We start from the raw sequence: 25666 nt of genomic DNA, 5'->3' as shown, positions 1-25666 counted from the left end.
ACAGATGAATAAATGGAAAAGAAGGATAATCGGCTGTTTTTGCTTCGGATTGCTTTTCAAATCGGCTTCGCTCGTAATATTATTAGATTGACAAATTTCTACCTTTTTGTTCAAAACACAAGATATTGAATATATTCTGAAAAAGGGCACAAGATATTGATTATATTTTTGAAAATGTGGTATGTTACTTATATCGATTTTTTATTTAGTAAGGGAGAGATGCAAGATGCAGACGTCAACCTCCACCGATGTCCATACAAAGATTAATGTGGAAAGACTGAACGCAGATATCCGTCAGTTTCCGCAAGTACATGAAATTACAGAAAACATGTCTATTACACACAAAGGCGTGTCCCGGCTTGTCATGTTGGACCGCTATGCATTCAAAGATACAGAGAAACTTACATTGTCGGAGGGAGACTTTGTTGTTCTCACGGTCAAAGACGATCCTAAGTTCCCGGCTCGAGGCTTTGGCTTCATTCATGAGATTGATTGGGAGAAGCACGAAGCTGTTGTCCGTGTCGAAGATGAATTCCTAAGCGTCCTTGACAGACCGGAAGAGCAGGAGTCAGGATTGATCCGCAGAAACCTTGACACGATTGATAAACCGTTAGAGGTATATTACGAACAGATCGCTCTTCGGAATGCGACAGGCCTGTCCGAAGTGGAAACAGATCCGCTTAAGAAACAGGAAAGTTTCGAGAAATTCTACGAAGAACTTTCTGATATGAATTTCATCCCTGCCGGCCGTGTGCTTTATGGTGCCGGTTCCCAAACGGATGTTACGTATTTCAACTGTTACGTGATGCCTTATATCCAGGATTCCAGGGAAGGCATATCCGATCACAGAAAACAGGTGATGGAAATTATGTCACGAGGAGGCGGTGTCGGTACGAATGGTTCCACACTGCGCCCACGCAATACGCTGGCCCGTGGAGTGAACGGTAAATCATCCGGATCCGTTTCCTGGCTTGATGACATTGCGAAATTAACGCACTTGGTTGAACAAGGTGGATCGAGACGCGGTGCGCAGATGATTATGCTTTCAGACTGGCATCCGGATATTCTTGAATTCATCATTTCTAAAATGCAGAATCCACGAATCCTGCGTTACCTGATCGAAAATACAGAAGATGAACAAATTAAGCAGCTTGCCAAGGACAAGCTTAAATTCACCCCACTTACGGAGACGGAGAAAGATCTCTATCAGAGCGTCGTGAATTACAAGCATATCCAAGGACAAGGGGGCTTTACGGACCAAAGCATCCGCGAAGCAGAAGAAAAGCTTCAAATCGGCGGCACTTATACCGTTCATAATTCCGAGTTTTTGACGGGAGCCAATATCTCCGTCTGTGTCACAAAAGAATTTATGGAAGCTGTCGATCAGGACGCTGCCTACGAACTGCGATTCCCGGACGTGGAGAATTACACAGAAGAGGAAATGCGTGTGTATAACGAAGAATGGCACAACAGCGGCGACGTCCGTGAATGGGAGGAACGTGGTTTTGGAGTCCGTACGTACCGTACAGTCAAGGCGAAAGAACTTTGGAACTTGATTAATATTTGTGCTACGTACTCAGCAGAGCCGGGTATCTTCTTCATCGACAATGCCAATGAGAAAACTAATGCGACCGCTTATGGTCAAAAAGTCGTTGCGACAAACCCTTGTGGAGAGCAGCCGTTAGCGCCGTTCAGCGTTTGTAACCTTGCTGCCGTAAACTTGGCCAGTGTCGCCGATAAGGCTAACAAGCAGGTCGATTTCGCTAAGCTGAAACAAACGGTCGAGCGTGGTGTGCGTATGCAGGATAACGTTATTGACGCAACGCCATACTTCCTGGAAGAGAATAAGAAGCAGGCTCTTGGTGAACGTCGTATTGGATTAGGGGTAATGGGGCTCCACGATCTCCTTATTTACTGTGAATCCGTCTACGGTTCCGAAGAAGGAAATAAACTTGTCGATGAAATCTTTGAAACCATTGCGACCACGGCTTATCGTGCATCGATTGAACTCGCGAAAGAGAAAGGAAGTTTCCCGTTTCTGATCGGAGAGACAGAAGAAGAAACAAAGGAGCTTCGTGAGCGTTTTATCAACACAGGTTATATGAAAGACATGCCTGAGGATATCCGTAAAGATGTATTGACTTACGGTATCCGCAACTCCCATTTGTTGACTGTTGCTCCGACAGGTAGTACAGGCACAATGGTGGGCGTTAGTACTGGTCTGGAACCTTATTTCTCCTTCTCTTACTACCGAAGCGGACGTCTAGGTAAGTTTATTGAAGTGAAAGCAGATATTCTTCAGGAATATTTGGATGAACACCCGGAACAGGATCCAAACGAGCTTCCAGAATGGTTCGTAACCGCAATGACTCTCAGCCCCGAAGCACATGCAGATACGCAGTGCATTATCCAACGCTGGGTCGACAGCAGTATTTCCAAGACGGTAAACGCACCGAAAGGATACACGGTCGAACAGGTAGAGAGCGTCTATCAACGCCTATACCGCGGGGGAGCGAAAGGCGGTACGGTGTATGTGGATGGAAGCCGTGACAGCCAGGTGCTCACGTTGAAAGCAGAAGAGAATGATTTCGACGGCGAACAGACAGAACTCTTTGAAGAAGAGGAGAAGACGCCGCGTGTCGTTCTCATGGATACGATTCAGGAGCTCGACAAAACAAATGTGACGATTGGATCGGAAGTCGGTGACACCTGCCCGGTCTGCCGTCAAGGAACGGTAGAAGACATCGGCGGATGCAATACGTGCACGAACTGTAATGCGCAATTGAAGTGCGGACTGTAAAATGGAAGAAGCATCGGACAGGCTGTCCGATGCTTCCTTTTTTCTGGGTGCAGCATTCCTTGTCACTCAGGTTAAACTAGTGTATCATTTTATATTGGGAAACAGATCACCAGACCATTATCGGTAGGGTCGTGCCCATTTGTACATACAATGGTAATTGGGGGTTCATCATGCCAACACCAAGCATGGAAGACTATATTGAACAAATATATATATTAATAGAAGAAAAAGGATATGCCCGCGTGTCGGATATCGCAGAGAATCTCCAGGTTCACCCGTCATCCGTCACCAAAATGGTGCAGAAACTGGACCGCGATCACTACTTGAATTACGAAAAATACCGGGGTTTGATTCTGACGGCTAAAGGGAAAAAAGTAGGAAAGAGACTGGTGTACAGACATGAATTACTGGAGCAGTTTCTTGAAATCATAGGGGTCGATCATGAGAACATTTACGAGGATGTGGAAGGGATTGAGCACCATATGAGCTGGAATTCAATCGACAGGATTGGAGATTTGGTGCAGTACTTTGATGAAAACCCTGAACGTATGAAGGCCCTCCGTGAAGTGCAGAAGAAGAATGAAGAACAAAATGAAGAATAAGACATCAAGAGACGCTTGGAAAGATTCCATGCGTCTTTTTTTATTACATAGGGATTAGGTCCCGGTTGTTCTAAATTCCATTTGTCGCGTTTATAATGAACTAAAGTGGGGTGAGGCAGTATGAAAGTGGATGGAGTATTTTCGGGAGGCGGCATAAAGGCTCTGGCGTTTATCGGGGCCTTGGAAGAGCTCGAGGAACAAGGGTACAAATTCCGTCGTCTGGCCGGTACCTCCGCCGGAGCGATTCTGGCATCGCTGACAGCAGCTGGATTCACTTCGACAGAAATAAGGCAACGAGTGGAGAAACTCTCTTTTGAACAATTGGTAGATGTGTCGATTACAGACCGGCTCTTCCCCTTCTTGAAGTGGCTGCTCCTCTATTTCCGGATGGGGTTATATAAGGGGAACAAGCTGGAAGCGCTACTGTCTGAATGGCTGGAGGAGAAAGGAATACGGACGTTCGCAGACCTCCCTGAAGGTTCCCTGAAGGTCATCTGTTCCGATTTGACCCTTGGAAGGATCGTAGTTCTGCCCGATGATCTAAAGAAAGTCTATGGGATTGATCCTGCCACCTTTTCTGTAGCGAAAGCCGTTCGGATGAGTTCAGGCCTCCCTTATTTTTTCATTCCTGTCAAGATTCATGGCAAACGGGGGAAGTCTTTTATTATTGACGGAGGGGTTTTGAGCAACTTTCCATTATGGATATGGGAAAAAGCCGACGGATGCCGTACGAGGCCTATCATCGGAATGAAGCTGAGTGACGAACCGGATAAACTGCCGGAGCAGCAAATCAGCAATGCGATACAAATGTTCCACGCCCTTTTTAAGACGATGCAGCAGGCACATGATGCACGCTACATTTCCAAAACGATGAGCAAAGACGTTATTTTCATTCCGGTAAATGATGTGGAAACCACTGATTTCCATTTATCGGACGCGGAGAAGGAAGCTCTAATTGAACTCGGGCATGTCCATGCGCGGAAGTTTCTTAAGCGTTGGAGCAGATGAATAAGAATACATGAAAAAATCGAGCCATTAAAAAGTGGCTCGATTTTTGTCTTTGCTCTTATTTCCTTCTATAACGCGAAGCTGTGGACCGCTGCTTCTTTTTCTTCCGCGCTTACCTAAAGGGGAAGGCTTGCTTTGTGCTTTGACTACTGTTTTCTTCTTAACTACAGGAGCAGGCTGTTTATACTTTTGTTTGGATTGTTTAACCGCTTGTTTATATTTCTTCATCTCATTACGGTTCCCGCCGCCTCCAAATCCTCGGTTGCGGAGGAAAAGGAAATAAATAGCACCATAGATCAATACGGCGAAACCGACCATCATCAGGATGGAGTTCAGAAAGCTGGATGTGTTGGTGAACAGCTGGACAGCAACGAAGAAGACAGCAAGGCCGATGAGCGTGTACATGACAGGAGTCATCCACTTACGCATATATGTTCCTCCTTTCTAATATAAGGGTCATGGGTCATCTTCTGAAACACCCGTTGATTGTCTATACCCTAAACAGGGACATCTTTATCATGGAAAATGCTTTCTTGTGTGCTTATATGTGTTATTCAAATTGTTTCCTTATTTCATCGTTTTATGCAAATATTGTCTGCCTTATTCATCTGTACATTCAGGGTTTTCCAATGGAGGGTCGTACCTTTATTTTATAACATTCCTCCCTTAATCTCCAGCATTTGCCCGTGCTCAGGCATGAAATAATAGCGGTTGGTTAAAATGAGTATAGGAGGTATGAGAAATGGCAGATAAACAGAAAGATCAAAGACAGCAAGAACCACAGCAGAGTGTGTTAGGAAAAGCGTTGATTACAGGTTTTGTAGCGGGAATATTGTGGAGTGGATTGGGAACAATTGCTTATTACTTCCATTTCGCCGAAGTGTCCGCCGCTTCCTTCTTCTTTCGGTCTTTTTTTCAAACGGACTGGACGGGGACATGGCTCTCGGAAGTACTTGCCATCCTGCTTACAGGCATCCTATCCATTCTAACCGCGCTGGTCTATTATTTTTTACTTAAAAACAAAAATGGACTTTGGCCGGGGATGTTGTACGGAGGGATAATCTGGGCCGTAGTATTCCTCGTTCTGACACCGGTCTTTCCGGCGGTGCCAACCTTTTTGGAGATGGACAGCGATACGTGGGTGACGACGGGCTGTTTATTTATTTTATACGGCGTATTCATAGGGTATTCCATTTCTTATGAGTATAGAGAGTCGAGCGAGACTTCGAAATCTTATTCAAAGCAGGGGAGAGTGTGATAAACTGGAACTGTAATTGAATCGTTTAGTGGGGGTCTAGGAATGGGGAATAAACGAATCTTCTTGATCAACGGTCCGAACTTGAACATGCTCGGCAAGAGAGAGCCCGATACTTACGGGCACGACACGCTGGAGGATGTCGTTCAATTAGTGAAGGACACGGCATGGGAAGCCGGGTATGAAGTAGAGGACTTTCAGTCGAATCACGAGGGAGAGTTGGTTGATCGCATACAGCTTGCTGAGGAAAAGGCTGCGGGGATCATCATTAATCCGGCTGCTTATACACACACAAGTATTGCCCTGAGGGATGCGATCAGTGCTATTACCCCTCCTGTGATTGAAATTCATATATCCAATGTACACAGCCGTGAGACGTTTCGGCACACATCCATGCTGGCTCCTGTTTGTGCGGGTCAAATCGTCGGATTCGGTATCGATGGATATCGCCTTGCCGTAATGGGGATTATTGACAAGATAGAAAAGGAAGGGAGAAATTAATTATGAGTAAGTTGTCAAGTCTAAGGAAGGCTGTTGCCTCCCGGGAATTAGACGGGATTCTTGTCATGAGTGAAATGAACAGACGATACTTGTCTGGGTTTACGGGGTCGTCAGGAGCGCTACTGATTACAGCACAAGAGTCCGTTCTTGTCACGGACTTCCGATATACGGAACAGGCAGGGAACGAAGCGCCTGATTTTCGTATCGTTGAACATAAGAAACCGCTCCACGAGGCGGTTGCGGAACTATCCCAGCAGTTAAACCTTCATAAAATCGCCTTTGAAAAAGATTATGTTACATATAGTCAATATGAGCAGTATAAACAAGCATTAAGCGCGGAACTAGTTCCGACTTCCGGGTTGATTGAAAAATTACGCTTGATAAAGACGGATGAGGAGATTAGTATATTAAAGGATGCCGTCAAGATTGCGGATGATGCCTTTGAACATATCCTCAATTACATAAAGCCTGGTGTCAAAGAAATAGATGTATCAAATGAACTCGAGTTCTTCATGCGTAAACAGGGAGCAGCTTCCTCAAGCTTCGATATCATCGTCGCATCCGGCTACCGTTCCGCATTACCGCACGGAGCGGCTTCTGAGAAGACGATTCAATCCGGGGAGCTGGTCACTCTTGATTTCGGGGCTGTATACAAAGGTTACAGCTCAGATATGACACGGACAGTCGCTGTCGGTGAAATCAGCGATAAGCTAAGAGACATTTATGATACAGTTTTAGAGGCGCAGCTTAGAGGTATGAAAGGAATAAAAGCAGGCATAACCGGTAGACAGGCAGACGCATTGTGTCGTGATTATATTAAGGAAAAAGGATACGGCGATTACTTCGGACACTCGACAGGTCATGGAATAGGTCTTGATGTCCATGAAGGGCCGGGGCTTTCCTTCCGTTCGGATCAGATTCTCGAAGAGGGCATGGTCGTTACGGTGGAACCTGGTATTTATATTCCTGAGGTAGGTGGATGTCGGATTGAAGATGATCTGATCGTCACTGCGACCGGTAATGAACGCCTGAACACCACAACCAAAGAATTGATCACGTTGTAATTTAAAGGAGGAATCATCATGATTTCAGTAAACGATTTTCGAACAGGATTAACAATCGAAGTGGACGGTAATATCTGGCAGGTTATGGAGTTCCAGCACGTCAAGCCTGGAAAAGGTGCCGCATTCGTCCGCTCAAAACTCCGTAACCTTCGTAACGGCAACATTACGGAGAAAACGTTCCGTGGTGGAGAAAAAGTAGAGCGTGCTCATATTGAAAACCGAAAAATGCAGTATCTCTATGCAAATGGGAACATGCATGCGTTTATGGATATGGAAACATATGAGCAAGTAGAGATTCCTGGTGCAACGATTGAAACAGAACTAAACTATTTGAAAGAAAACATGGAAGTCCAAATTCAGTCCTACCAGAGTGAAGTGATCGGAGTAGAGCTTCCGAAGAACGTTGAACTGACGGTAACTGAAACGGAACCTGGTATCAAAGGGGACACAGCAAGCGGCGGTACGAAGCCGGCTACGCTGGAAACCGGATTGTCCGTACAAGTACCTTTCTTCATCAATGAAGGAGATGTACTGCTTATCAGCACAACTGAAGGTAAATACGTTTCGCGTGCTTAATGCATGCTGCAGCCCTTCCCATGCGGGAAGGGTTTTTTTTGTTCCTTAAGCTCTATCAGAATCCTCTATTAAACCTCTATTTTTTCTTCTCTCACCTGTCATAACCCGGAAGTATAGGCATACATATGAAGTAAACCAATTAAAGGAGGGAGAGGAATGAAAGAGATTGTCCGATTGTTTCCTCCTTCTTTCCAACGATTTCTGATGAATGATGTTTCCTGGGGGAAGGTGCAGGAAATTCGCTTGAGGGTCAATCATCCATTAGAAGTGTTAGATGGAGCAAGCCATACCAGTGTGAAAGGAATTATCGTTACAGCGGAACACCTTGCCTTTGTGCTCAACCAGATCAGCCAATTTTCTCTCTATCGGCTCCAAGATGAACTGAAAGAAGGGTTCTTGACGATTGAAGGTGGACATAGAGTCGGTCTGGCAGGGAAGGTGAACACTTCCGGACACCGGATCGATACATTAAAGCATATCACTTTCATGAACATCCGAGTCGCTAGAGAAGTGGCTGGACAGGTCTCTTCTCTCCTCCCGTTTTTATATGCAGATGGAAGGTGGAAAAGCACGATGATTATCGGCCCTCCCCATTCAGGAAAAACGACCCTGCTCCGGGCCTTAAGCAAATGGATTGGTTCGGATCATACGGGATACCGGGGGTGCAAGGTGGCAGTCGTGGACGAGCGTTCTGAAATTGCTGCAAGTTTAAGAGGCGTCCCCCAGTTGGAGGTAGGAGTCAGAACGGACGTCATGGACGGCTGTCCGAAAGCAGCCGGAATGATGATGATGATCCGTTCCATGTCGCCCGACGTCCTCATCGTCGATGAAATCGGCGGTCTGGAGGATGCGGATGCCGTCAGGGAAGCTTCTTACACCGGTGTACAAGTCATTTGCAGTATACATGGCCGGACGTTGGATGGCGTGAGGAAACGCCCTTCGGCACGAAGCTTGGTCGAGGAACAAGTCTTTGAACGGTATGTTGTGTTGGAACGAATGTCTCCGGAAAGAAATGGAGGCGTAGTGATTCTGGATGAATCCGGCAAAAAGCTGGCGGGATGGAAAGGATGGGATGATCGTGCAGTGGATCGGAGCCGTCATTATTCTGACTGTCACCACGTGGACAGGGTTTGACATCGCCTCTCGTTTTCGTAAGCGGCCCGGCCAAATCAGACAGTGGAAGAGTGCTCTTCAGATGATAGAAGCAGAAATGGTCTTCGGACATTCGTCTTTGTGGGAAGTATGTGAGAACTTATCGAAACAGCTGCCGGACCCGATCGCTCGGTTCTTTCAAGAAATGGTGGAGAATATAGATGACTGCGATGATTTTCCTTCATGGTGGTCAGGACATCTTCAAAGGCACTGGTCACAGAATGCACTTGGTAAGACGGAACTGGAAATTCTTCATCAGTTTGGAAGGACACTTGGACAGCATGACTTGGAGCAGCAGCAGAAACAGATTCAGCTGACCCTTCATCATCTAGACAGAGAGCTTCATGAGGCAATGGAAGGGGTGGAGCAGTATCAGAAGATGGCAAGAGGGATGGGAGTTTTGAGTGGTCTGTTAGTCATAATCTTAATTATGTAAAAGGAGGACGAAACATTGTGCTTCAGGATGCAACGATCCTTTTTCAAATAGCCGGTGTCGGGATAATCGTAGCAATGATTCACAGTATTTTAAAACAGATGGGGAAAGAGGAAATCGCCCAAGCTGTCACGCTGACCGGTTTCATTATCGTATTATTTATCGTTCTCCATCGTTTGGCCGATCTTTTTCAGCAAATCAAATCGGTATTTCTATATCAAGGGTAGGTCATGGATATTATTCAAGTCGTTGCTTTAGGACTGGTCGCGGCACTCTTGATCATCCTGCTTCAGGAACACAAATCGACGATTGCTTTCCTGCTGTTATTATTTACGGTCCTCATTATTTTTCTGACGATCCTTGATCAAATACAGCACATATTCTCTCTGTTATCCTATATGGCCAACCAGGCGCAGGTAGAGCCGGTTTATTTCAAAACCATCCTGAAAATAATCGGCATCGCCTATATTGCGGAATTCGGTGCCCAGTTGATTCGCGACGCAGGATTAAACGCCCTGGCATCCAAAGTAGAACTGGCTGGAAAGTTGTTCATTCTAATGCTGGCCATCCCGATCATCACGGCCGTTATTGAGACGATTATCGGATTCATTCCAGGGGCATGAAGAGGAGGGGTGCAATGAAACAGATAATTGCCGTGATTTTCCTTTGTCTATGTTGGGGGAGCTTCCCTGTTGTTTCCTCTGCATCCCCCTCTCCATCCTCGGTAGAAACGGATGATGGGTCGGATATGCTTGATCACTTATCGGTGGACGAGCTCGAACAGAACTGGCTGGATGTTCAACGGCAGTATGGGGAGTATCTCCCGGCTTTCAACGGGGAGAATTTCAGGGATTTCATTGACAAAGAGAGCACAATCGAAGCGTCGAAATGGTATTCCGGTATTTTGAAGTTCTTTTTTCAGGAATTGATGGTCAATGGGAAGCTCTTGGCAACGTTGTTATTCCTTACGTTATTCAGTACCCTGCTTCGGTCCATTCAGTCGGCCTTCGAGAACTCTGTTGTCAGCAGAATTGCTTACATGGTCATATATCTGGTGCTTATCACGCTGGCTTTGGAGAGCTTTCGGCAGGTGATTACTTATACGCTGGATACAATCGAACGGATGAGCAGTTTCATGATTGGTCTACTGCCTCTGTTGCTCGGGATCATGGCTTCATTCACGAACCTTATGTCTATATCTTTCTTTCATCCGATCATTATTGCACTTGTGCAGTCGAGCGGGCTGCTTGTGAAATATTTGTTGATCCCTTTGTTTGCATCCTCTGCCCTCCTGCTTATTGTAGGTACGTTGAATGATGATTACAAGGTCGATCAGCTTGCAGAACTGCTTAGGAAAACGGGGCTTGCTGTCATGGGCGTGTTTTTAACTATCTTTCTAGGTGTCATTTCTGTACAGGGGACGGTTACCGCTGTGCAGGACGGAATTACCATGAAGACGGCAAGGTTCGTTACCGGTAATTTCGTCCCGGTAATCGGCCGTCTGTTTACAGATGCTACGGACACGATCTTAGGCGCATCCCTTGTGCTGAAGAATACGTTAGGAATTGCCGGAGTGGTTATTCTGCTTGGAATTGCCATTTTCCCGGCCTTGAAGGTACTCGCCATTGCTATTATTTACAAAATTGCTGCCGCACTTCTGCAACCGCTTGGAGATGGTCCCGTTATTGAGGCGATGGCTGTTGTAAGCCGGCACATTTTTTATATATTTGCAGCATTGCTGATGGTTTCAATGATGTTCTTTCTTGTAATTGTCATTATGGTTGCAGCGAGTAATATAACGATGATGATCAGGTAAGGGGGCTTTAAGTTTGGAAGCTTTCGTAGAATGGATTACGAGAATTGTGCTGTTTCTTATTCTGGCGATTGTAGCAGATGCACTCTTGCCTTCCGGGGTCATGAAGAAGTATGCCAGGCTCGTCATGTCCATCCTTCTGCTGCTGATCTTCCTCGGGCCTCTTTTCCGGTTATTGAACGTCGATCCTGAAGTGTTGATGAGGGAGACGAATGCAGCGCTTGACGAACAAGTGGATGGAGAGATGCTTGATGAAGAAATAGAATCGAAGAAAAAGGAAATACTCGAGGGACAAGATGCATATAAATTAGAACAAGTTACCCAAGCTTTATCTGCCGAGCTGGAACAACCGTTGGAGGAAAACTATCAAATGACTCTCGCTGATGTGGAAATGAGCTTTTATCAGGAGCCCTACGGCATGGAGACGTTGGACAAGTTGACCTTAACTCTCTCCAGTGAAAAGGAAAGAGAAGCGGTGGAAGAGGTGGACATTTCAATCAAAGAGGAAAAGCAAACGGAAGCTCGGGGAAACGATGAAGAAATTCAACAATGGGTGGCCGAACAATTAGACTTGGACAAAGAACAAATTGATATCCGCTGGGAGGAAGAGAATGGATAAATGGTGGAAGAAGCTGTTGCAACCTTTGTCTAGTAAAGAAGGGAGAAAGCTCCATAAACCCAAATATTTGATCGCTCTCGGAATTATCGGGGTGTTGATCATCCTGACGAGCAACTGGTTTCAGTCTTCGGACCAGCCGTCGCCCGGCGATCTGGAGCAGAGTACAGCCCAGCAGGCAGGTACCGGTCAGGCGGCTGCGGAAGGGGCAGAAATGACCGATTCCATCACACAACTGGAGACGGAATATGAGAAGCAGCTCCTTCCGCTGCTCGAAAATATTCAAGGGGTGAGCAATGTTGATATTATGATCAATTTATCCTCCACTCATAAAAAAGTGTATGACAAAAACTTGATCATCGGGAAGCAGACGACGAAAGAAAACGATAAGAACGGAGGCGAAAGGGAAATTGAGGATTATTCTCGTGAACAGCAGCTAGTGCTCGTGAGGCAAGGAGACCGGGAAGTACCGCTGCTCACCCAGACATCCAAACCGGAAGTAAGCGGCGTATTTGTGACCGCTGAAGGGGTGGATCAAATGAAAGTGAAAGCCTGGGTTGTGGAGGCGGTCTCTAAAGTATTGGATGTTCCTACCCACCGTATTTCGGTGCTGCCTAAAAAATAAGGAGGGATTCCCTTGGTGAAAAAACAAACAGTATGGTTGTTAACGATGTTGAGCTTGTTGATTGTCCTGAGCGTCTACTACATGACCTCCCCGGATAATGGTGAAATGGCATTTATTCAGGAAGATGAATGGGCAGAGATGACAGGGGAGAATGCAGAAGACGTAGAGACGAGTGGTGACGGTGCCTCTATTTCCCAGATGTCTACAGATGAATTGTTTTCTGCTATTCGTCTGGATATGCAGAACGAACGCGATCAGCTGCAAGAACAGCTGTCCGAGATTGTTGCTTCCAGTGATTTCACCACTCAGGAGAAGAATGATGCCTTGGAGAAAATGGAAACCATCAAGTCGAACCAGTCTAAGGAATCCATCATTGAAAATACCATTCTTGCCAGCGCGGAATATGATGATGTTCTCGTCCGGGCCGAAGATGAAGTCGTCCATGTGACGGTTCAGGCGGATGAATTAACCAAGACAGAAGCCAATCAGATCAATAAGATGGTATCCGATGAATTTGGAGAGAAGAAAGTCCAGGTTCAATTCCAGCCATCCAGTAAATAAGAGCGAAACCCGTTCCTTTAGGAGCGGGTTTTTTCACGTATAACAGAAGGCAAGTTGCAGGGATGTGGTACTTTATAATAGAATGTTAAGAGGAGTTATTAGTACCAGTTATAAAAAGTTAACTACATAAAGGGGTGCCACATATGTTAAAGGTACAAGAAATCCGTGAAATCATTAAACTAATTGATCAATCTAATATCGATGAGTTCGAGTATGAAACGAACGGAACGAAAGTAACAATGAAGAAACAGCAGGGACAAGTCGTTTCTGCACCGGTTCAAACTTCACAGCCGGTCCAAGCAGTTCCAGAAGCACAGCCGGAAGCTGTTCAGGCTGCACCACAGCAGGAAAGCAAACCTGAGGCTGCCCAACAAGAGGCGGCGGCTCCAAAAGCGGACTATGATGCAGAAGTGACTTCACCAATGGTGGGGACGTTCTATCAATCACCGTCACCGGATCAGGGAGCTTATGTGAAGGTCGGCGATGAAGTGAAAGAAGATTCCGTCGTATGTATCGTCGAAGCGATGAAACTGTTTAACGAAATCGAAGCGGAAGTCTCTGGAGAGATTGTCGAAATTCTCGTCAAAGACGGTGAACTCGTAGAATACGGACAACCGCTATTCCGTGTAAAGTCTAAGTAATCGGGGGATGAGACGTTTGATTAAAAAAGTTCTGATTGCAAACCGAGGAGAAATCGCAGTTCGGATCATCCGTGCCTGCAAAGAAATGGGTATAGAAACGGTTGCCGTTTATTCGGAGGCCGATAAAGAAGCTCTGCACGTGCAGTTGGCGGATGAAGCCTACTGTGTTGGTCCTAAACTCAGTAAAGACAGCTACTTGAGTTATACAAATATTTTGAGTGTCGCGACATCGACAGGTACGGATGCCATTCATCCGGGGTACGGCTTCCTTGCGGAAAACGCCGAATTCGCGGAAATGTGCGAAGAGTGCAATATCACCTTCGTCGGACCGTCCGCCTATGCTATCCAGAAGATGGGTACGAAAGATGTAGCGAGAGAAACAATGAAAGAAGCAGGTGTACCGGTTGTTCCAGGATCTGCAGGAATCATTGAAAATGTGGAAGCCGGTCTGAAGGTCGCAGAAGAAATCGGGTATCCGGTTATCATCAAAGCGACTGCCGGCGGCGGTGGTAAAGGTATCCGCGTAGCCCGTGATGAAGAAGAACTGAAAACAGGAATCCGTATGACGCAGCAGGAAGCGGAAACGGCTTTCGGTAATCCTGGTGTGTATATTGAGAAATTCATTGAAGATTTCCGTCACGTGGAAATCCAGGTGTTGGCGGACAATCATGGAAACGCCGTCCATTTAGGGGAGCGTGATTGTTCCATCCAGCGCCGTCTTCAGAAGCTTGTAGAAGAAACGCCTTCTCCGGCAATCTCTGAAGAAATGCGTGCAAAGATGGGAGATGCAGCTGTTAAAGCCGCATTGGCTGTCGACTACTCTGGAGCGGGCACGGTAGAATTTATCTTTGATCAGGCAGCGGACTCTTTCTATTTCATGGAAATGAACACAAGGATTCAAGTAGAACACCCGGTTACAGAAATGGTGACGGGCGTCGACTTGATTAAAGAAATGCTCTTGATTGCTAATAATGAGAAACTAAGCTTTAAACAAGAAGATATTACTTTTGACGGATGGGCAATTGAATGCCGTATTAATGCCGAAAACCCAGCGAAGAATTTTATGCCTTCTGCAGGTAAGATCGAGATGTACCTTCCGCCAGGCGGTCTTGGTGTGCGTGTCGATTCAGCTGCCTACCCGGGTTACAGCATTCCTCCTTATTATGATTCCATGGTCGCTAAGCTGATCGCATACGGAAAAGATCGTGATGAAGCGGTTCGTCGCATGAAGCGTGCCCTCGATGAGTTCGTCATTGAAGGCGTTCATACAACTATTCCTTTCCATCAGCGCTTGATGGAACACGAAGTTTTTGTAGGCGGAGACTTTAATACAAAGTTCCTGGAGAAATATACTATAATGAAGGATGAATCTTAAGGGGAGTGATCGTAGTGAGTGAAAAGCAATTGTTAAATGTCACAGACGGCTCGACTCTCGGTAACGTCGAGATTGCACCGGAAGTGATCGAAGTCATTGCCGGAATTGCTGTTTCAGAAGTCGCTGGTGTCGCTTCTATGCGCGGGAACTTTGCCTCCGGAGTAGCAGAGCGCCTCGGCAAGAAGAATCACGGAAAAGGTGTGAAAGTCGAATTGACGGAAGAAGGTATCTTAATCGACACCTATGTCGTCATGGACTATGGAATATCTATACCTGATACCGCTCAAAAGATTCAGGATAACACCCGTCAGGCGTTGAAGAATATGACGGCATTGGATATCAGCGAAATCAATGTTCATATTGTAGGCGTCCAGATGGAGACAAAAGAAGAAGATACAGATATGGAAGAAATTTAATGAGTTAAAAATCAGAAAGGGGTCCTCCTTTTCTGATTTTTCTTTTTTTGCAGAGGAAAAATCGAAATGTTCTGTCATCATCGAACATTCCTGTTCTGATAGCTTTTATTCCGCTAAAATGTTATTATGCAAACGGATATTACTTAAAGGAGAATGAAAATGAAACGACGCACAGCACGCGAAAAAGCCTTTCAGGCGCTTTTCCAAACGATTACGAGTGAAATCGATACCGATGAGGCGATCCGGCACGTAATCGAAGATCAGGAAGTAGACCCCTTCCTTCATGACCTGGTGCACGGTGTTATGAAGAACAGGGACGAGCTGGACGGATGGATCTCTGAGCATTTGGATAACTGGACACTGCCGCGTCTTCCAAAAGTGGAAAAGACGGTACTCAGAATGGCAGCCTACGAAATGCGCTACAAGGAAGATGTGCCGACTCAGGTCGCTATCAACGAAGCCATTGAGCTTGCTAAAATCTTCGGTGAAGAAGATTCAGGTAAGTTTGTCAACGGCGTTCTATCGAAAATGGTTTAACACAAACAAGGGGGAATGGGAAAATGTCAGCAGAAATTATTTACGGTAATCAGTTAGCGGAAGAATTACGTCAGGAAATGAAAGAAGAAGTACGTACTTTAAACGAAAGCCGGATTCATCCTAAATTGGTTGTTGTCATAATCGGGGAAGACCCTGCATCCATGTCCTATGTCAAAGGGAAGCAGCGCGCTTCAGAGAAAGTCGGTCTGGATTCTGATTTGATTGAGCTTCCAGAAGAAACGACAGAGGAGGAACTCCTGTCCCTGATCGATCGTCTGAATCACGATGAAACGGTTCATGGGATCCTCGTTCAACTGCCGGTTCCTGACCATATTTCAGATCAGAAGATCATCGAAGCTATTGCTCCTGAAAAAGATGTCGATGGATTCCATCCTTCAAATGTTGGGAAAATGATGACTGGTCAAGACACCTTTTTCCCATGCACCCCTTATGGAATTGTTGTCATGCTTGAACGAGCAAACATTGATTTGGAAGGGAAGCACGTCGTTATCGTCGGGAGAAGTAACCTCGTCGGCAAGCCGGTGGGACAGCTCCTTCTTAATAAAAACGCGACCGTGACCCACTGCCATTCACGGACAAAAGATTTACGTTATCATACGAAACAAGCAGATATACTCATCGTAGCAGCTGGGAAAGCTTCTCTTGTGTCCGGGGATGATATTAAACAAGGTGCTGTCGTTATTGATGTCGGTGTGAACCGGGTGGACGGGAAATTGACAGGAGATGTTGATTTCGAATCCGCTCTTGAAGTAGCCTCCCACATTACTCCTGTACCAAAAGGAGTCGGCCCTATGACGATCACTATGCTTCTCCATAATACAATTAAAGCGGCCAAGCGCATCCATCACTACGATCAATAAGGGGATTTTACTGTGAGCGATCAATATTTAACGGTTACGGCACTTACGAAGTACATTAAGCGGAAGCTGTCGGGAGATCCTCATCTGAAAACCGTGTGGCTGCGGGGGGAAATCTCTAACTTTAAGCATCACAGCCGCGGCCACATGTATCTTTCCCTGAAAGATGAACAGGCGCGTATTCAGGCAGTCATGTTCGCCGGCAGCAACCGGTCGTTAAAGTTCGTTCCGGAAAATGGGATGAACGTACTTGTTAAAGGTGAAATTAACGTCTATGAACCGATGGGGCAGTATCAATTGTATATCAAGGAAATGCAGCCGGACGGAATCGGAGCTTTGTATTTTGCATTTGAACAATTGAAGGAGAAATTGGAAAAAGAGGGCTTATTCGATGTAGAGAGAAAAAAGCCTCTGCCTACATATCCGAAACATATCGGTGTCATTACTTCTCCAACCGGAGCAGCTGTAAGAGACATCTTGACGACAATAAAGAGGCGTTACCCAATTGTTCCTGTCTCTATTCTTCCTGTTCTTGTTCAGGGCGAGAGAGCGGCAGACTCTGTCGCTCAGGCAGTCCGTTATGCAAACGAACACCTCGACTGCGACGTGTTGATTGTCGGCAGGGGCGGGGGTTCGATTGAAGATTTGTGGGGATTTAATGAAGAGCAGGTCGCGAGAGAAATTGCTGATTCCCGGATCCCTGTTATTTCTGCCGTCGGTCACGAAACGGATACCACCATTGCGGATTTCGTGGCAGACGTCCGGGCTGCGACTCCGACAGGCGCAGCGGAATTAGCTGTTCCGTCGATTGTAGAACTGAGAGAGACCGTTCAAGGACGGCAGCGCCGCTTGAATCGATCCATGATCGTCAAGAAAGATGAGTCTCTACAAAGGCTTCAACGCATCAAGAAATCCTATGCCTTTAAGTATCCGGAACAACTGCTCAGACAGAAGGAGCAGGATCTTGACAGGATGCTCGAACGATTGACGCGCAGGCTTGAACAGAACAGGACACAGACGCTGGAGCGGTGGACTTCCTTGACGAGGAGACTCCGTCAACAGGGACCGGAAATGAAAATCAGAGACGGGTCCCGAGCTCTCCAACGGACAGAAAAACAGCTGAACACCAGAATGGATCAGATCATTAAAACGAAAAAAGATCGTTTCCACAATCACATAGACAAGTTGACGCTCCTCAACCCGCTGGAAATCATGAAACGCGGATATGCGATCCCGTTCAACGACCAGGGCGGGGTCATAAAAAAGACTTCTGAAGTCAAAGAAGGGGAAGCAATCTCGCTTAAGGTGCAGGATGGAAGCATTAATTGTCACGTAACCGCTGTGAAGGAGGATGAAAAATGACCGAGAAGAAAGATGAACTCAGTTTCGAAGAAGCGATGGACCAGTTAGAAGGCATTGTAGAGAAATTGGAGACGGGGGAGGTCCCTCTGGAGAAAGCTATCCAATATTATCAGGATGGTATGAAGCTTTCTAAATTATGCAGCGAGAAATTGGGCAATGTGGAAGAGCAGATGCAGAAAATAATGAATGAGCATGGCGAATTTGTACCATTCTCCGTCCAGGAGGAAGAATAAACCGTGGCATTAATGGATTACCTCAGCGATAAACGTGAGACAATCAATGACTATTTGGATATGTACCTGCGCGAATACTCGACTCCCGGGAGGCTGCAGGATGCCATGCTGTATTCGTTAAGAGCAGGAGGGAAGCGACTGCGGCCGATTCTGCTTATGGCGACAGCCGAGGCGTTTGGAGTAGAAGAAACAAAAACATTGGGAGTATCGTCGAGCCTGGAAATGATCCATACCTACTCCTTAATCCACGATGACCTTCCGGCAATGGATGATGATGATGTGCGTCGAGGTCAGCCTACCAATCACAAACAATTTGACGAGGCGACAGCGATTCTTGCAGGGGATGCACTGCTTACGATGAGCTCCCGGATCGTTGCAGAAGATCCTGCGCTTTCCGATCGAGAGCGTGTGTATCTGATTAAAGAACTGGCAAAAGCAAGTGGAGCCACCGGCATGGTCGAGGGACAAATGCAGGACATGCTCAGTGAAAATAAACAAATTACGCTGGATGAGCTTGAAAGTATCCATAGAAATAAGACGGGACAGCTTCTCCGTTTTTCTGTCATGGCAGGTGCTTATTTAGGAGGAGCTTCCTCCGAAGCAAGTGCAGCCATGGAGAAAATGGCGGATGCACTCGGTCTTATTTTCCAAATTCAGGACGATATCCTGGACGTAACAGGAGACGCAGCCGTCATTGGAAAGCCGACAGGAAGCGATGAAGGCAATCATAAAAGCACCTACCCTCAACTTCTTGGCCTCGAAGGTGCCGTGGAGCAGAAGGAGCAATATGTCGGTATAGCAAAACAGGCACTTAAAGACGCCGGAGTGGAAGGGACGTTTCTATCCCAACTGATCGAGTACTTAAGTGATCGTGACCATTGATCCCGGATGTTTTCAATTGAGCGGCTGATCATTCTATGGTATATTTGATTTATATAAAGGAATGGTGCAGTATCCTAGTCGGCCCTCCGTTCCTGAAGGCGGGCCTAAAAATCCGCCGAAGGGCACATCGATGAAGTTCCTTGTGTTGGCTTGAGGCGCCCAGCCTTGGGTCGATGCTGGGAGTTAAGGTCGCAGGGCGATCCACAAAGGCATGTGGGCGTTGACCCTGCTTCCGCGGAGGCCCATTCTTGTGATGGCATCTGAGCCAGATGCCGTTATGAAATGGGGTATGAACCTGCAGCATATGGAGTAGTCTCTATGTGCGCAGCGTAGCCTGCCTTGAGTGGTGTTTGAGGGGATTATAGCATGAATGTCAGTTCATCTTCAGATGGCCACTGAGGTGCTGATGCGTAAACTATATGAAATCATGACTGCAAAAGAGGCTAAGGAACGGCTAAAGGCTGTCGGGGAAATCCCCTAGGCTGTTCGTTTATGGACATGGAACAGGAATTATAGTGCGGACTGAGTGGCAATCTAGTCCAGTTTTCGGAGACGGAGCTGAGCTGAGTTTAATGGGGAACCGCCAGAGTGGTGACACTCGGTACTCAGTTGGGAAAACCTACTAGACCTAAGCCGCAATTTTTACCTGTTTCATGACCATTCCTTTCCTACATATGAAATGTAATTCTAATATATAGAGGTATAGAATGGACAATAAATTTAAAAGAGCCGTACAATTTAGTTTGAGTATTGCCGTTATCACATTCGTGTTAGCGGCTATTTTTTCAGTTATATCTTCTTCCGTGTTAAGTGGTGTCATATGGATCTTCGGCCTCGTCATTGTATTGATCATCGTATTGATTGGTGTCGTTTTCGATATGCTGGGCATAGCAGCCACTGCTGCAGATGAAACCCCGTTTCATGCCATGGCCTCTGAAAAGGTCCCAGGTGCGAAAGAAGCTATTGTCATCGTGAGAAACGCGGATCGATTCGCTAGTTTCTGTAACGACGTAATAGGGGATATATCTGGTATAGTCAGCGGAACAGCATCTGCTGTTGTCGTCATCCAACTCGCCAACTCCTTCGGCTACAATGAAGGTTCGACTGTGCAGATCGTCATCTCTGTCACACTGACAAGTATTGTCGCTGCGCTTACGGTCGGAGGGAAGGCTTTAGGGAAATCCTTTGCTATTCACTCTTCCACGAAGATTATCTTTACAGCCGCAAAAGTAATTGCATGGTTAGAAAAGCGTCTGAAAGTAAAAATAGTAACAGGAACGGCGGCATCCGCAAAAAAATCAAGATAAATACAAGGGGGTCCATTTATGGATCTGTGTAAAATCAAAAATCCTTCCTTTCTAAAGGAAATGAATACAAAGCAGCTAGAAGTACTAGCGCAGGAAACAAGACAATTCCTTATTGAAAATCTGGCAGCGACAGGAGGGCACCTGGGGGCTAACCTCGGCGTAGTCGAACTGACGCTTGCTTTGCATAAAGTGTACAACAGTCCGGAAGACCGCCTGCTGTGGGACGTCGGACACCAGTCCTATATCCATAAAATCCTGACAGGGAGAGCAGACCAATTCGGCTCGCTTCGCCAATATAAAGGTCTGTGCGGATTCCCTAAGCGGGATGAGAGCGAACACGATGTCTGGGAAACGGGACACAGCTCCACGTCTCTTTCCGCAGCCATGGGAATGGCGATCGCAAGGGACCTTAAAAAAGAAAACCATTCGATCCTTCCGATTATTGGAGACGGCGCCCTTACAGGGGGAATGGCCTTGGAAGCGCTGAACCATATAGGGGATGAGAAGAAGAATGTAACCGTCATCTTAAATGATAACGAAATGTCCATCGCCAAAAACGTCGGTGCGCTGCACGGGGCACTTGCTCGAATGAGAAGTGCCGGGAAATATAACCGTGCAAAAGACGACTTAGAGTGGATCATGAAGAAGATCCCAGCCGTCGGCGGTAAGATTGCCCAAGTCGCTGAACGATTGAAAGACAGCATGAAATATTTCGTCGTTCCCGGCATGTTTTTTGAGGAACTGGGATTTACTTATTTTGGTCCTGTGGACGGGCATGATTTCGACGACCTTATCGAAAATCTCAAATATGCGAAGAAAACAGATGGTCCTGTCATCGTCCATGTCATGACCCAAAAAGGTAAAGGCTATCATCCGGCTGAGAATGATGTGAAAGACAAATGGCATGGCGTGGGCCCTTACAAGATCGAGTCCGGGGAGAAAATCAAGCCTGTAGATGCCCCTCCAGCATGGAGCTCGGTCATCAGTGAAGCTCTGCGGGTGGAAGCAAGAAAAGATGATCGTATTGTTGCAGTCACACCAGCAATGATTCTCGGTTCCAAGCTTGAAAAATTCGGCGAGGAGTTTCCGGACAGGCTCTATGATGTAGGTATCGCAGAACAACATGCGACCACGCTGTCTGCGGGGCTGGCAACTCAGGGGATGAAGCCGTTTTTGGCTATTTACTCGACATTCCTTCAACGCAGTTACGACCAGGTGATCCATGACATCGCCCGTATGAAACTGAATGTCATCCTTGGAATCGATCGTGCCGGGCTTGTCGGTGCGGATGGAGAAACACACCAGGGAGTATTCGATGTCGCGTTTCTACGTTCCATTCCGAATATGATCATTACTATGCCTAAAGACGAAAATGAGGCGCAGCACCTCGTTCATACGGCCGCGTCTTATGATGATGGTCCGTTTGCCATCCGCTATCCACGTGGAAATGCAAAAGGTGTGGAAGTGGATCGTGTTCAGAAGACGATACCGATCGGCAGTTGGGACGTTCTTAAAGAAGGTAAAGATGCTGTTATACTCACCTTCGGAACTACGATCGATATGGCTCTGGAAGCAAGCAGGCGTATGGAGAAGGAAGGACGCTCTGTCCGGGTTGTCAACGCCCGATTCATCAAACCGCTTGATGATGCGATGCTCCATGACATTATGAAGGAAGGTCTACCTATTATTACAGTCGAAGAAGCTGTTCTTCAGGGCGGTTTCGGAGCAAGCATCCTGGAATTTGCCGAAGAGAATGGGTATAACGGACAATTTGTGAAGCGTATGGGAATTCCGGACCGTTTTATTGAACACGGAAGTGTAAGTCAATTATGGGAAGAGATTGGATTGACGGAGGATGCGCTCGTCAAGAATCTAAAAGAATTGGTCCCAACTAAACAGCAAAGGGCATAACTAAGATATGGGCAGAAAAGTACGATTAGATGTTTTGTTAGTTGAAAAAGGCTACGTGGAGACGAGGGAGAAAGCCAAGCGCACCATCATGGCCGGTCTCGTCTTTCACGAGCAGAACCGTTTAGATAAGCCTGGCCAAAAGGTGGAGGAAGACCTGGAACTGACGGTTAAGGGAAAAGCCATTCCTTACGTAAGTCGTGGAGGACTGAAGCTGGAAAAAGCCTTGAAAGTGTTTGATTTGTCAGTTAGAGACAAAGTTATGATCGATATCGGCTCTTCCACCGGAGGATTTACCGATTGCGGTCTACAGAACGGTGTGAAAATGAGTTATGCCGTCGACGTCGGTTACAATCAGTTGGATTGGAAGCTGCGTAACAACGACCAGGTCGTTGTTATGGAACGAACCAACTTCCGTTACATGACGTCCGAGGACTTGTCCTACGGCACCCCTCAATTTGCTTCCATTGATGTATCATTCATATCCCTTCGAATCATCCTGCCGGTACTGGCGGATATTTTAGAAAAGGGCGGCGATGTCGTAGCTCTTATCAAACCCCAGTTTGAAGCAGGGAGAGAACAAGTAGGGAAAAAGGGCATCGTCAGAGATCCCGCCATTCATGGTCAAGTCGTTGAAACAATCCTTGATTTTGCTACAAAGTACGGATATTCTGTTTATGGACTCACGTATTCTCCGATCACCGGGGGAGACGGAAACATTGAATTTCTTGTTCATCTTCGTCTGACGGAGCAGGGGCAAGCGGTTATTAACAATAATGTCGATGTTCAGGCAGTTGTCAAGGAAGCGCATGATGCGCACGGCAAAAACGCATAATGTATAAAAAGGGCTGAGCTTCGGCCCTTTTCTTATGGAAGGACTTGAAATGGAGGATGGTCATGAATAAAGGACAACGTCATATCAAAATCAGGGAATTGATTACAAACGACGATATTGAAACGCAGGATGAACTGGTGGATCGTTTAAAGGGAATGGGGTACAACGTCACACAAGCAACGGTATCCCGTGATATAAAAGAACTGCACCTTGTCAAAGTTCCTATGATGGATGGTCGTTATAAATACAGCCTGCCTGCCGATCAGCGGTTCAACCCGTTGGAAAAGCTGAAAAGACTGATGATGGATGCTTTCGTCAGTATTGACCGCGCAGGTCACTTCATCATTTTGAAGACTCTGCCCGGGAATGCGAATGCCATTGGCGCATTGGTGGATAACTTAGATTGGGACGAGATCATGGGCACGATATGCGGGGATGATACGTGTTTGATTATTTGTCGAAGTGAGAAGCAGACAGAGGCGATAAGCGAACAGCTGCTAAATATGCTATAACTGAGGTGTATTTTCATGTTAACGGAATTATCCATTCGTGATTTTGCAATTATCGATCAGATTTCCATTACATTTAAAGAAGGTTTGACCGTTTTAACTGGAGAGACCGGTGCCGGTAAGTCGATTATCATCGATGCTATTCAACTGCTGTCAGGCGGAAGAGGCTCTGTAGAGTTCGTCCGGCATGGAACGAAAAAGGCGGAAATAGAGGGTTTATTTATCGTGGAGCGCGACCACCCGATTTACCGTACAGGGGAAGCGTTTGGAGTGGACATTCAGGATGATGGAATGGTTGTCTTGAACAGGACGATTACAAATCAGGGAAAGAGCATATGTCGCGTAAACGGAAAGCTTGTTACACTTGGCATTATGAAGGAGTTTGGTCAGGCCCTCATTGATATACACAGCCAACATGAAACACAGTCATTGATGGACCCTGATCGACACATAGAGCTTCTCGATGTATTTGCCGGGGAAGGCATTCGTCCGACGCTTGAGGAGTATCAGCAGGTCTTTGATAAGTACAGGACATTGAGGAAACGGTATAAGGATTTGAGTCAGAATGAGCAGGAGATGGCGCAGCGGCTTGACCTTCTTGAATTTCAGCTTCGCGAACTTCAGGAAGCGGAGATGGAACCTAAAGAGGATGAAGAGCTGGCTGAGGAACGTAAGAAACTGCTTAATTATGAGAAAATTTATCAAGGCATTCATGATGCCTATTATTCCCTTTATGGTGAACAGCGGGGTCTCGATTGGCTTAGTCATGCGATGACTTCCTTGGAAAGCACGGCGGATGTCGATGAGAACATCGCAAAAATATCAGAGGAATTGGCTAATTCTTATTATTTAATCGAAGAAATGACCTTCCAGTTGAGCAGTCAAATGGCTGAACTGGAATTTGATCCTGAACGATTGAATCAAATGGAGTCAAGGTTGAATGAGCTCAACCGTTTGAAGAAAAAATATGGTGGTACAGTGGATGATATGCTTCAATACGCATCTAAGATTGAGGAAGAAATTGATGAGATTAGGAACAAGGACTCTCATTTAAGTAAGATGGAATCAGACATATATGAACTTGGTCAGGATGCCGTATTAGAAGCGAAAGCAATCCACGACATACGAATGGAAGCAGCTTCGCGTCTAGGGGAATACATTCATGAAGAGCTGCGCGATTTATATTTAGAAAAAGCATCTTTTGCGGTTGATATCCGTATGAAGGAAGGAAAAGAACAGGATCCAATGTTTGAAGGTAAGCCGGTTCAGCTGATGCCAAACGGTACGGATATTGTGAAATTCCTCATTACCACAAATCCAGGAGAACCGCTTAAAGAATTACATAAAGTAGCTTCCGGTGGAGAAATGTCACGTATAATGCTTGCACTAAAGCGGATATTTTCCAGACACCAGGGAGTAACGAGCGTCATATTCGATGAAGTCGACACAGGTGTAAGCGGCAGAGTAGCTCAGGCGATTGCTGAGAAGATATACGGCATCTCCGAAGGATCCCAAGTGCTCTGCATCTCCCACCTGCCACAAGTAGCTGCAATGGCCGATACGCACATTAGGATTGAGAAGCGCGTGGATAATGATCGAACCCACACAGCTGCTTCGGAATTAACACACGAAGAGCAGGCGGATGAAATTTCACGAATGATTACCGGCGCAGAATTGACGGAAACGACAGTCGAGCATGCAAAAGAACTACTCGTTATGGCAGATAAACATAAACGTAATAAATAACAGGGATCAGGTAAAAATAGGCGCAGATGCT

General features: G+C 46.3%; 29 protein-coding genes. 28 read left to right on the top strand and 1 reads right to left on the bottom strand.

Annotated elements, in window-relative coordinates; translation table 11 throughout:
- Positions 1 to 226 precede the first annotated feature (226 nt).
- The 3 genes from QRD89_RS11585 to QRD89_RS11575 all read left to right on the top strand — a co-directional run bounded on the left by QRD89_RS11585 (position 227) and on the right by QRD89_RS11575 (position 4410).
- The gene (locus QRD89_RS11585) at positions 227 to 2800 is read left to right on the top strand and encodes a vitamin B12-dependent ribonucleotide reductase (protein WP_062513754.1); all 2574 of its coding nucleotides are present in this window, start codon (positions 227 to 229) and stop codon (positions 2798 to 2800) included.
- Between the two features lie 170 nt (positions 2801 to 2970).
- Positions 2971 to 3402: a transcriptional regulator MntR gene (gene mntR / locus QRD89_RS11580; RefSeq protein ID WP_008637045.1), complete on the top strand. Its 432-nt coding sequence runs from the start codon at positions 2971 to 2973 to the stop codon at positions 3400 to 3402.
- A 120-nt stretch (positions 3403 to 3522) separates the two neighbouring features.
- Positions 3523 to 4410, top strand: coding sequence for a patatin-like phospholipase family protein (locus tag QRD89_RS11575; RefSeq protein ID WP_008637046.1), 888 nt, complete (start codon positions 3523 to 3525; stop codon positions 4408 to 4410).
- A gap of 27 nt (positions 4411 to 4437) precedes the next feature.
- On the opposite strand, the gene QRD89_RS11570 is transcribed toward QRD89_RS11575, so the two are convergent.
- Positions 4438 to 4839, bottom strand: a complete 402-nt coding sequence (locus tag QRD89_RS11570; RefSeq protein WP_062513750.1) for an SA1362 family protein — start codon at positions 4837 to 4839, stop codon at positions 4438 to 4440.
- Between the two features lie 313 nt (positions 4840 to 5152).
- Between QRD89_RS11570 and QRD89_RS11565 the strand changes: the two genes are divergently transcribed.
- From QRD89_RS11565 to recN, 25 genes are all read left to right on the top strand, one after another.
- A complete protein-coding gene (locus QRD89_RS11565) occupies positions 5153 to 5668 on the top strand; it encodes a YqhR family membrane protein (protein WP_008637049.1) in 516 nt (171 codons plus the stop codon).
- A gap of 42 nt (positions 5669 to 5710) precedes the next feature.
- Complete coding sequence (gene aroQ, locus QRD89_RS11560) at positions 5711 to 6166, top strand: type II 3-dehydroquinate dehydratase (protein WP_008637050.1); 456 nt, start codon at positions 5711 to 5713, stop codon at positions 6164 to 6166.
- A 2-nt stretch (positions 6167 to 6168) separates the two neighbouring features.
- On the top strand, positions 6169 to 7230 hold the full coding sequence (locus QRD89_RS11555; RefSeq protein ID WP_008637053.1) for a M24 family metallopeptidase: 1062 nt from the start codon (positions 6169 to 6171) through the stop codon (positions 7228 to 7230).
- Between the two features lie 18 nt (positions 7231 to 7248).
- Positions 7249 to 7806 (top strand): elongation factor P, encoded by a 558-nt coding sequence (efp, locus tag QRD89_RS11550; protein ID WP_008637056.1) that lies wholly within the window; start codon positions 7249 to 7251, stop codon positions 7804 to 7806.
- A gap of 156 nt (positions 7807 to 7962) precedes the next feature.
- Entirely contained in the window at positions 7963 to 8940 is a 978-nt protein-coding gene (spoIIIAA, locus tag QRD89_RS11545; protein WP_008637058.1) for a stage III sporulation protein AA, read from the top strand.
- Complete coding sequence (gene spoIIIAB / locus QRD89_RS11540) at positions 8885 to 9394, top strand: stage III sporulation protein SpoIIIAB (RefSeq protein ID WP_026577219.1); 510 nt, start codon at positions 8885 to 8887, stop codon at positions 9392 to 9394. The genes spoIIIAA and spoIIIAB overlap by 56 nt, the downstream gene beginning before the upstream one ends.
- A 17-nt stretch (positions 9395 to 9411) precedes the next feature.
- Entirely contained in the window at positions 9412 to 9618 is a 207-nt protein-coding gene (gene spoIIIAC / locus QRD89_RS11535; RefSeq protein WP_008637060.1) for a stage III sporulation protein AC, read from the top strand.
- A 3-nt stretch (positions 9619 to 9621) separates the two neighbouring features.
- A complete protein-coding gene (spoIIIAD, locus tag QRD89_RS11530; RefSeq protein ID WP_008637061.1) occupies positions 9622 to 10014 on the top strand; it encodes a stage III sporulation protein AD in 393 nt (130 codons plus the stop codon).
- Between the two features lie 14 nt (positions 10015 to 10028).
- On the top strand, positions 10029 to 11207 hold the full coding sequence (gene spoIIIAE / locus QRD89_RS11525; protein WP_062513746.1) for a stage III sporulation protein AE: 1179 nt from the start codon (positions 10029 to 10031) through the stop codon (positions 11205 to 11207).
- A gap of 13 nt (positions 11208 to 11220) precedes the next feature.
- On the top strand, positions 11221 to 11823 hold the full coding sequence (gene spoIIIAF / locus QRD89_RS11520) for a stage III sporulation protein AF (protein ID WP_008637063.1): 603 nt from the start codon (positions 11221 to 11223) through the stop codon (positions 11821 to 11823).
- Positions 11816 to 12445 carry a stage III sporulation protein AG gene (spoIIIAG, locus tag QRD89_RS11515; protein ID WP_008637064.1) on the top strand — a complete coding sequence of 210 codons (630 nt, stop codon included), beginning with the start codon at positions 11816 to 11818 and terminating at the stop codon, positions 12443 to 12445. Before spoIIIAF ends, spoIIIAG begins: the two co-directional genes overlap by 8 nt.
- Before the next feature lie 15 nt (positions 12446 to 12460).
- Positions 12461 to 13006 (top strand): SpoIIIAH-like family protein, encoded by a 546-nt coding sequence (locus QRD89_RS11510; protein WP_235601470.1) that lies wholly within the window; start codon positions 12461 to 12463, stop codon positions 13004 to 13006.
- Between the two features lie 143 nt (positions 13007 to 13149).
- Positions 13150 to 13647, top strand: a complete 498-nt coding sequence (gene accB / locus QRD89_RS11505) for an acetyl-CoA carboxylase biotin carboxyl carrier protein (RefSeq protein ID WP_026577221.1) — start codon at positions 13150 to 13152, stop codon at positions 13645 to 13647.
- A gap of 16 nt (positions 13648 to 13663) precedes the next feature.
- Positions 13664 to 15022 carry an acetyl-CoA carboxylase biotin carboxylase subunit gene (gene accC, locus QRD89_RS11500; protein WP_008637070.1) on the top strand — a complete coding sequence of 453 codons (1359 nt, stop codon included), beginning with the start codon at positions 13664 to 13666 and terminating at the stop codon, positions 15020 to 15022.
- 14 nt (positions 15023 to 15036) lie between these two features.
- Positions 15037 to 15438, top strand: coding sequence for an Asp23/Gls24 family envelope stress response protein (locus tag QRD89_RS11495; RefSeq protein ID WP_008637072.1), 402 nt, complete (start codon positions 15037 to 15039; stop codon positions 15436 to 15438).
- A gap of 159 nt (positions 15439 to 15597) precedes the next feature.
- Entirely contained in the window at positions 15598 to 15975 is a 378-nt protein-coding gene (nusB, locus tag QRD89_RS11490) for a transcription antitermination factor NusB (RefSeq protein WP_008637074.1), read from the top strand.
- Positions 15976 to 15998: 23 nt separating this feature from the next.
- Positions 15999 to 16856 carry a bifunctional methylenetetrahydrofolate dehydrogenase/methenyltetrahydrofolate cyclohydrolase FolD gene (gene folD, locus QRD89_RS11485; RefSeq protein WP_008637076.1) on the top strand — a complete coding sequence of 286 codons (858 nt, stop codon included), beginning with the start codon at positions 15999 to 16001 and terminating at the stop codon, positions 16854 to 16856.
- A 12-nt stretch (positions 16857 to 16868) separates the two neighbouring features.
- A complete protein-coding gene (xseA, locus tag QRD89_RS11480) occupies positions 16869 to 18215 on the top strand; it encodes an exodeoxyribonuclease VII large subunit (RefSeq protein ID WP_062513743.1) in 1347 nt (448 codons plus the stop codon).
- Positions 18212 to 18448, top strand: a complete 237-nt coding sequence (locus QRD89_RS11475) for an exodeoxyribonuclease VII small subunit (protein ID WP_008637088.1) — start codon at positions 18212 to 18214, stop codon at positions 18446 to 18448. Before xseA ends, QRD89_RS11475 begins: the two co-directional genes overlap by 4 nt.
- Before the next feature lie 12 nt (positions 18449 to 18460).
- A complete protein-coding gene (locus QRD89_RS11470) occupies positions 18461 to 19330 on the top strand; it encodes a polyprenyl synthetase family protein (RefSeq protein WP_026577223.1) in 870 nt (289 codons plus the stop codon).
- A gap of 707 nt (positions 19331 to 20037) precedes the next feature.
- Entirely contained in the window at positions 20038 to 20637 is a 600-nt protein-coding gene (locus QRD89_RS11465) for a hypothetical protein (RefSeq protein WP_008639239.1), read from the top strand.
- A gap of 18 nt (positions 20638 to 20655) precedes the next feature.
- Positions 20656 to 22548, top strand: coding sequence for a 1-deoxy-D-xylulose-5-phosphate synthase (dxs, locus tag QRD89_RS11460; protein WP_062513742.1), 1893 nt, complete (start codon positions 20656 to 20658; stop codon positions 22546 to 22548).
- Between the two features lie 7 nt (positions 22549 to 22555).
- Positions 22556 to 23380: a TlyA family RNA methyltransferase gene (locus QRD89_RS11455; protein WP_008639235.1), complete on the top strand. Its 825-nt coding sequence runs from the start codon at positions 22556 to 22558 to the stop codon at positions 23378 to 23380.
- 62 nt (positions 23381 to 23442) lie between these two features.
- Positions 23443 to 23892, top strand: coding sequence for a transcriptional regulator AhrC/ArgR (ahrC, locus tag QRD89_RS11450; protein ID WP_008639233.1), 450 nt, complete (start codon positions 23443 to 23445; stop codon positions 23890 to 23892).
- A 15-nt stretch (positions 23893 to 23907) separates the two neighbouring features.
- The gene (gene recN / locus QRD89_RS11445) at positions 23908 to 25635 is read left to right on the top strand and encodes a DNA repair protein RecN (protein WP_008639230.1); all 1728 of its coding nucleotides are present in this window, start codon (positions 23908 to 23910) and stop codon (positions 25633 to 25635) included.
- Positions 25636 to 25666: the final 31 nt, after the last annotated feature.

This window comes from Halobacillus sp. ACCC02827 (assembly GCF_030291935.1).
Taxonomy (GTDB): domain Bacteria; phylum Bacillota; class Bacilli; order Bacillales; family Halobacillaceae; genus Halobacillus.
This window is presented reverse-complemented; position numbering and strand designations above follow the sequence as displayed.

Excerpts from the sequence above, each read along its gene's own strand:
- QRD89_RS11570 (WP_062513750.1), bottom strand. The coding sequence starts at position 4,839 with ATGCGTAAGTGGATGACTCCTGTCATGTACACGCTCATCGGCCTTGCT.
- ahrC (WP_008639233.1), top strand. The coding sequence starts at position 23,443 with ATGAATAAAGGACAACGTCATATCAAAATCAGGGAATTGATTACAAAC.
- spoIIIAG (WP_008637064.1), top strand. The coding sequence starts at position 11,816 with ATGGATAAATGGTGGAAGAAGCTGTTGCAACCTTTGTCTAGTAAAGAA.
- QRD89_RS11475 (WP_008637088.1), top strand. The coding sequence starts at position 18,212 with ATGACCGAGAAGAAAGATGAACTCAGTTTCGAAGAAGCGATGGACCAG.
- efp (WP_008637056.1), top strand. The coding sequence starts at position 7,249 with ATGATTTCAGTAAACGATTTTCGAACAGGATTAACAATCGAAGTGGAC.
- accB (WP_026577221.1), top strand. The coding sequence starts at position 13,150 with ATGTTAAAGGTACAAGAAATCCGTGAAATCATTAAACTAATTGATCAA.
- QRD89_RS11565 (WP_008637049.1), top strand. The coding sequence starts at position 5,153 with ATGGCAGATAAACAGAAAGATCAAAGACAGCAAGAACCACAGCAGAGT.
- QRD89_RS11555 (WP_008637053.1), top strand. The coding sequence starts at position 6,169 with ATGAGTAAGTTGTCAAGTCTAAGGAAGGCTGTTGCCTCCCGGGAATTA.
- QRD89_RS11470 (WP_026577223.1), top strand. The coding sequence starts at position 18,461 with ATGGATTACCTCAGCGATAAACGTGAGACAATCAATGACTATTTGGAT.
- folD (WP_008637076.1), top strand. The coding sequence starts at position 15,999 with ATGTCAGCAGAAATTATTTACGGTAATCAGTTAGCGGAAGAATTACGT.
- dxs (WP_062513742.1), top strand. The coding sequence starts at position 20,656 with ATGGATCTGTGTAAAATCAAAAATCCTTCCTTTCTAAAGGAAATGAAT.
- QRD89_RS11585 (WP_062513754.1), top strand. The coding sequence starts at position 227 with ATGCAGACGTCAACCTCCACCGATGTCCATACAAAGATTAATGTGGAA.
- QRD89_RS11465 (WP_008639239.1), top strand. The coding sequence starts at position 20,038 with ATGGACAATAAATTTAAAAGAGCCGTACAATTTAGTTTGAGTATTGCC.
- spoIIIAA (WP_008637058.1), top strand. The coding sequence starts at position 7,963 with ATGAAAGAGATTGTCCGATTGTTTCCTCCTTCTTTCCAACGATTTCTG.
- spoIIIAD (WP_008637061.1), top strand. The coding sequence starts at position 9,622 with ATGGATATTATTCAAGTCGTTGCTTTAGGACTGGTCGCGGCACTCTTG.
- QRD89_RS11455 (WP_008639235.1), top strand. The coding sequence starts at position 22,556 with ATGGGCAGAAAAGTACGATTAGATGTTTTGTTAGTTGAAAAAGGCTAC.
- nusB (WP_008637074.1), top strand. The coding sequence starts at position 15,598 with ATGAAACGACGCACAGCACGCGAAAAAGCCTTTCAGGCGCTTTTCCAA.
- recN (WP_008639230.1), top strand. The coding sequence starts at position 23,908 with ATGTTAACGGAATTATCCATTCGTGATTTTGCAATTATCGATCAGATT.
- aroQ (WP_008637050.1), top strand. The coding sequence starts at position 5,711 with ATGGGGAATAAACGAATCTTCTTGATCAACGGTCCGAACTTGAACATG.
- mntR (WP_008637045.1), top strand. The coding sequence starts at position 2,971 with ATGCCAACACCAAGCATGGAAGACTATATTGAACAAATATATATATTA.
- QRD89_RS11575 (WP_008637046.1), top strand. The coding sequence starts at position 3,523 with ATGAAAGTGGATGGAGTATTTTCGGGAGGCGGCATAAAGGCTCTGGCG.
- spoIIIAE (WP_062513746.1), top strand. The coding sequence starts at position 10,029 with ATGAAACAGATAATTGCCGTGATTTTCCTTTGTCTATGTTGGGGGAGC.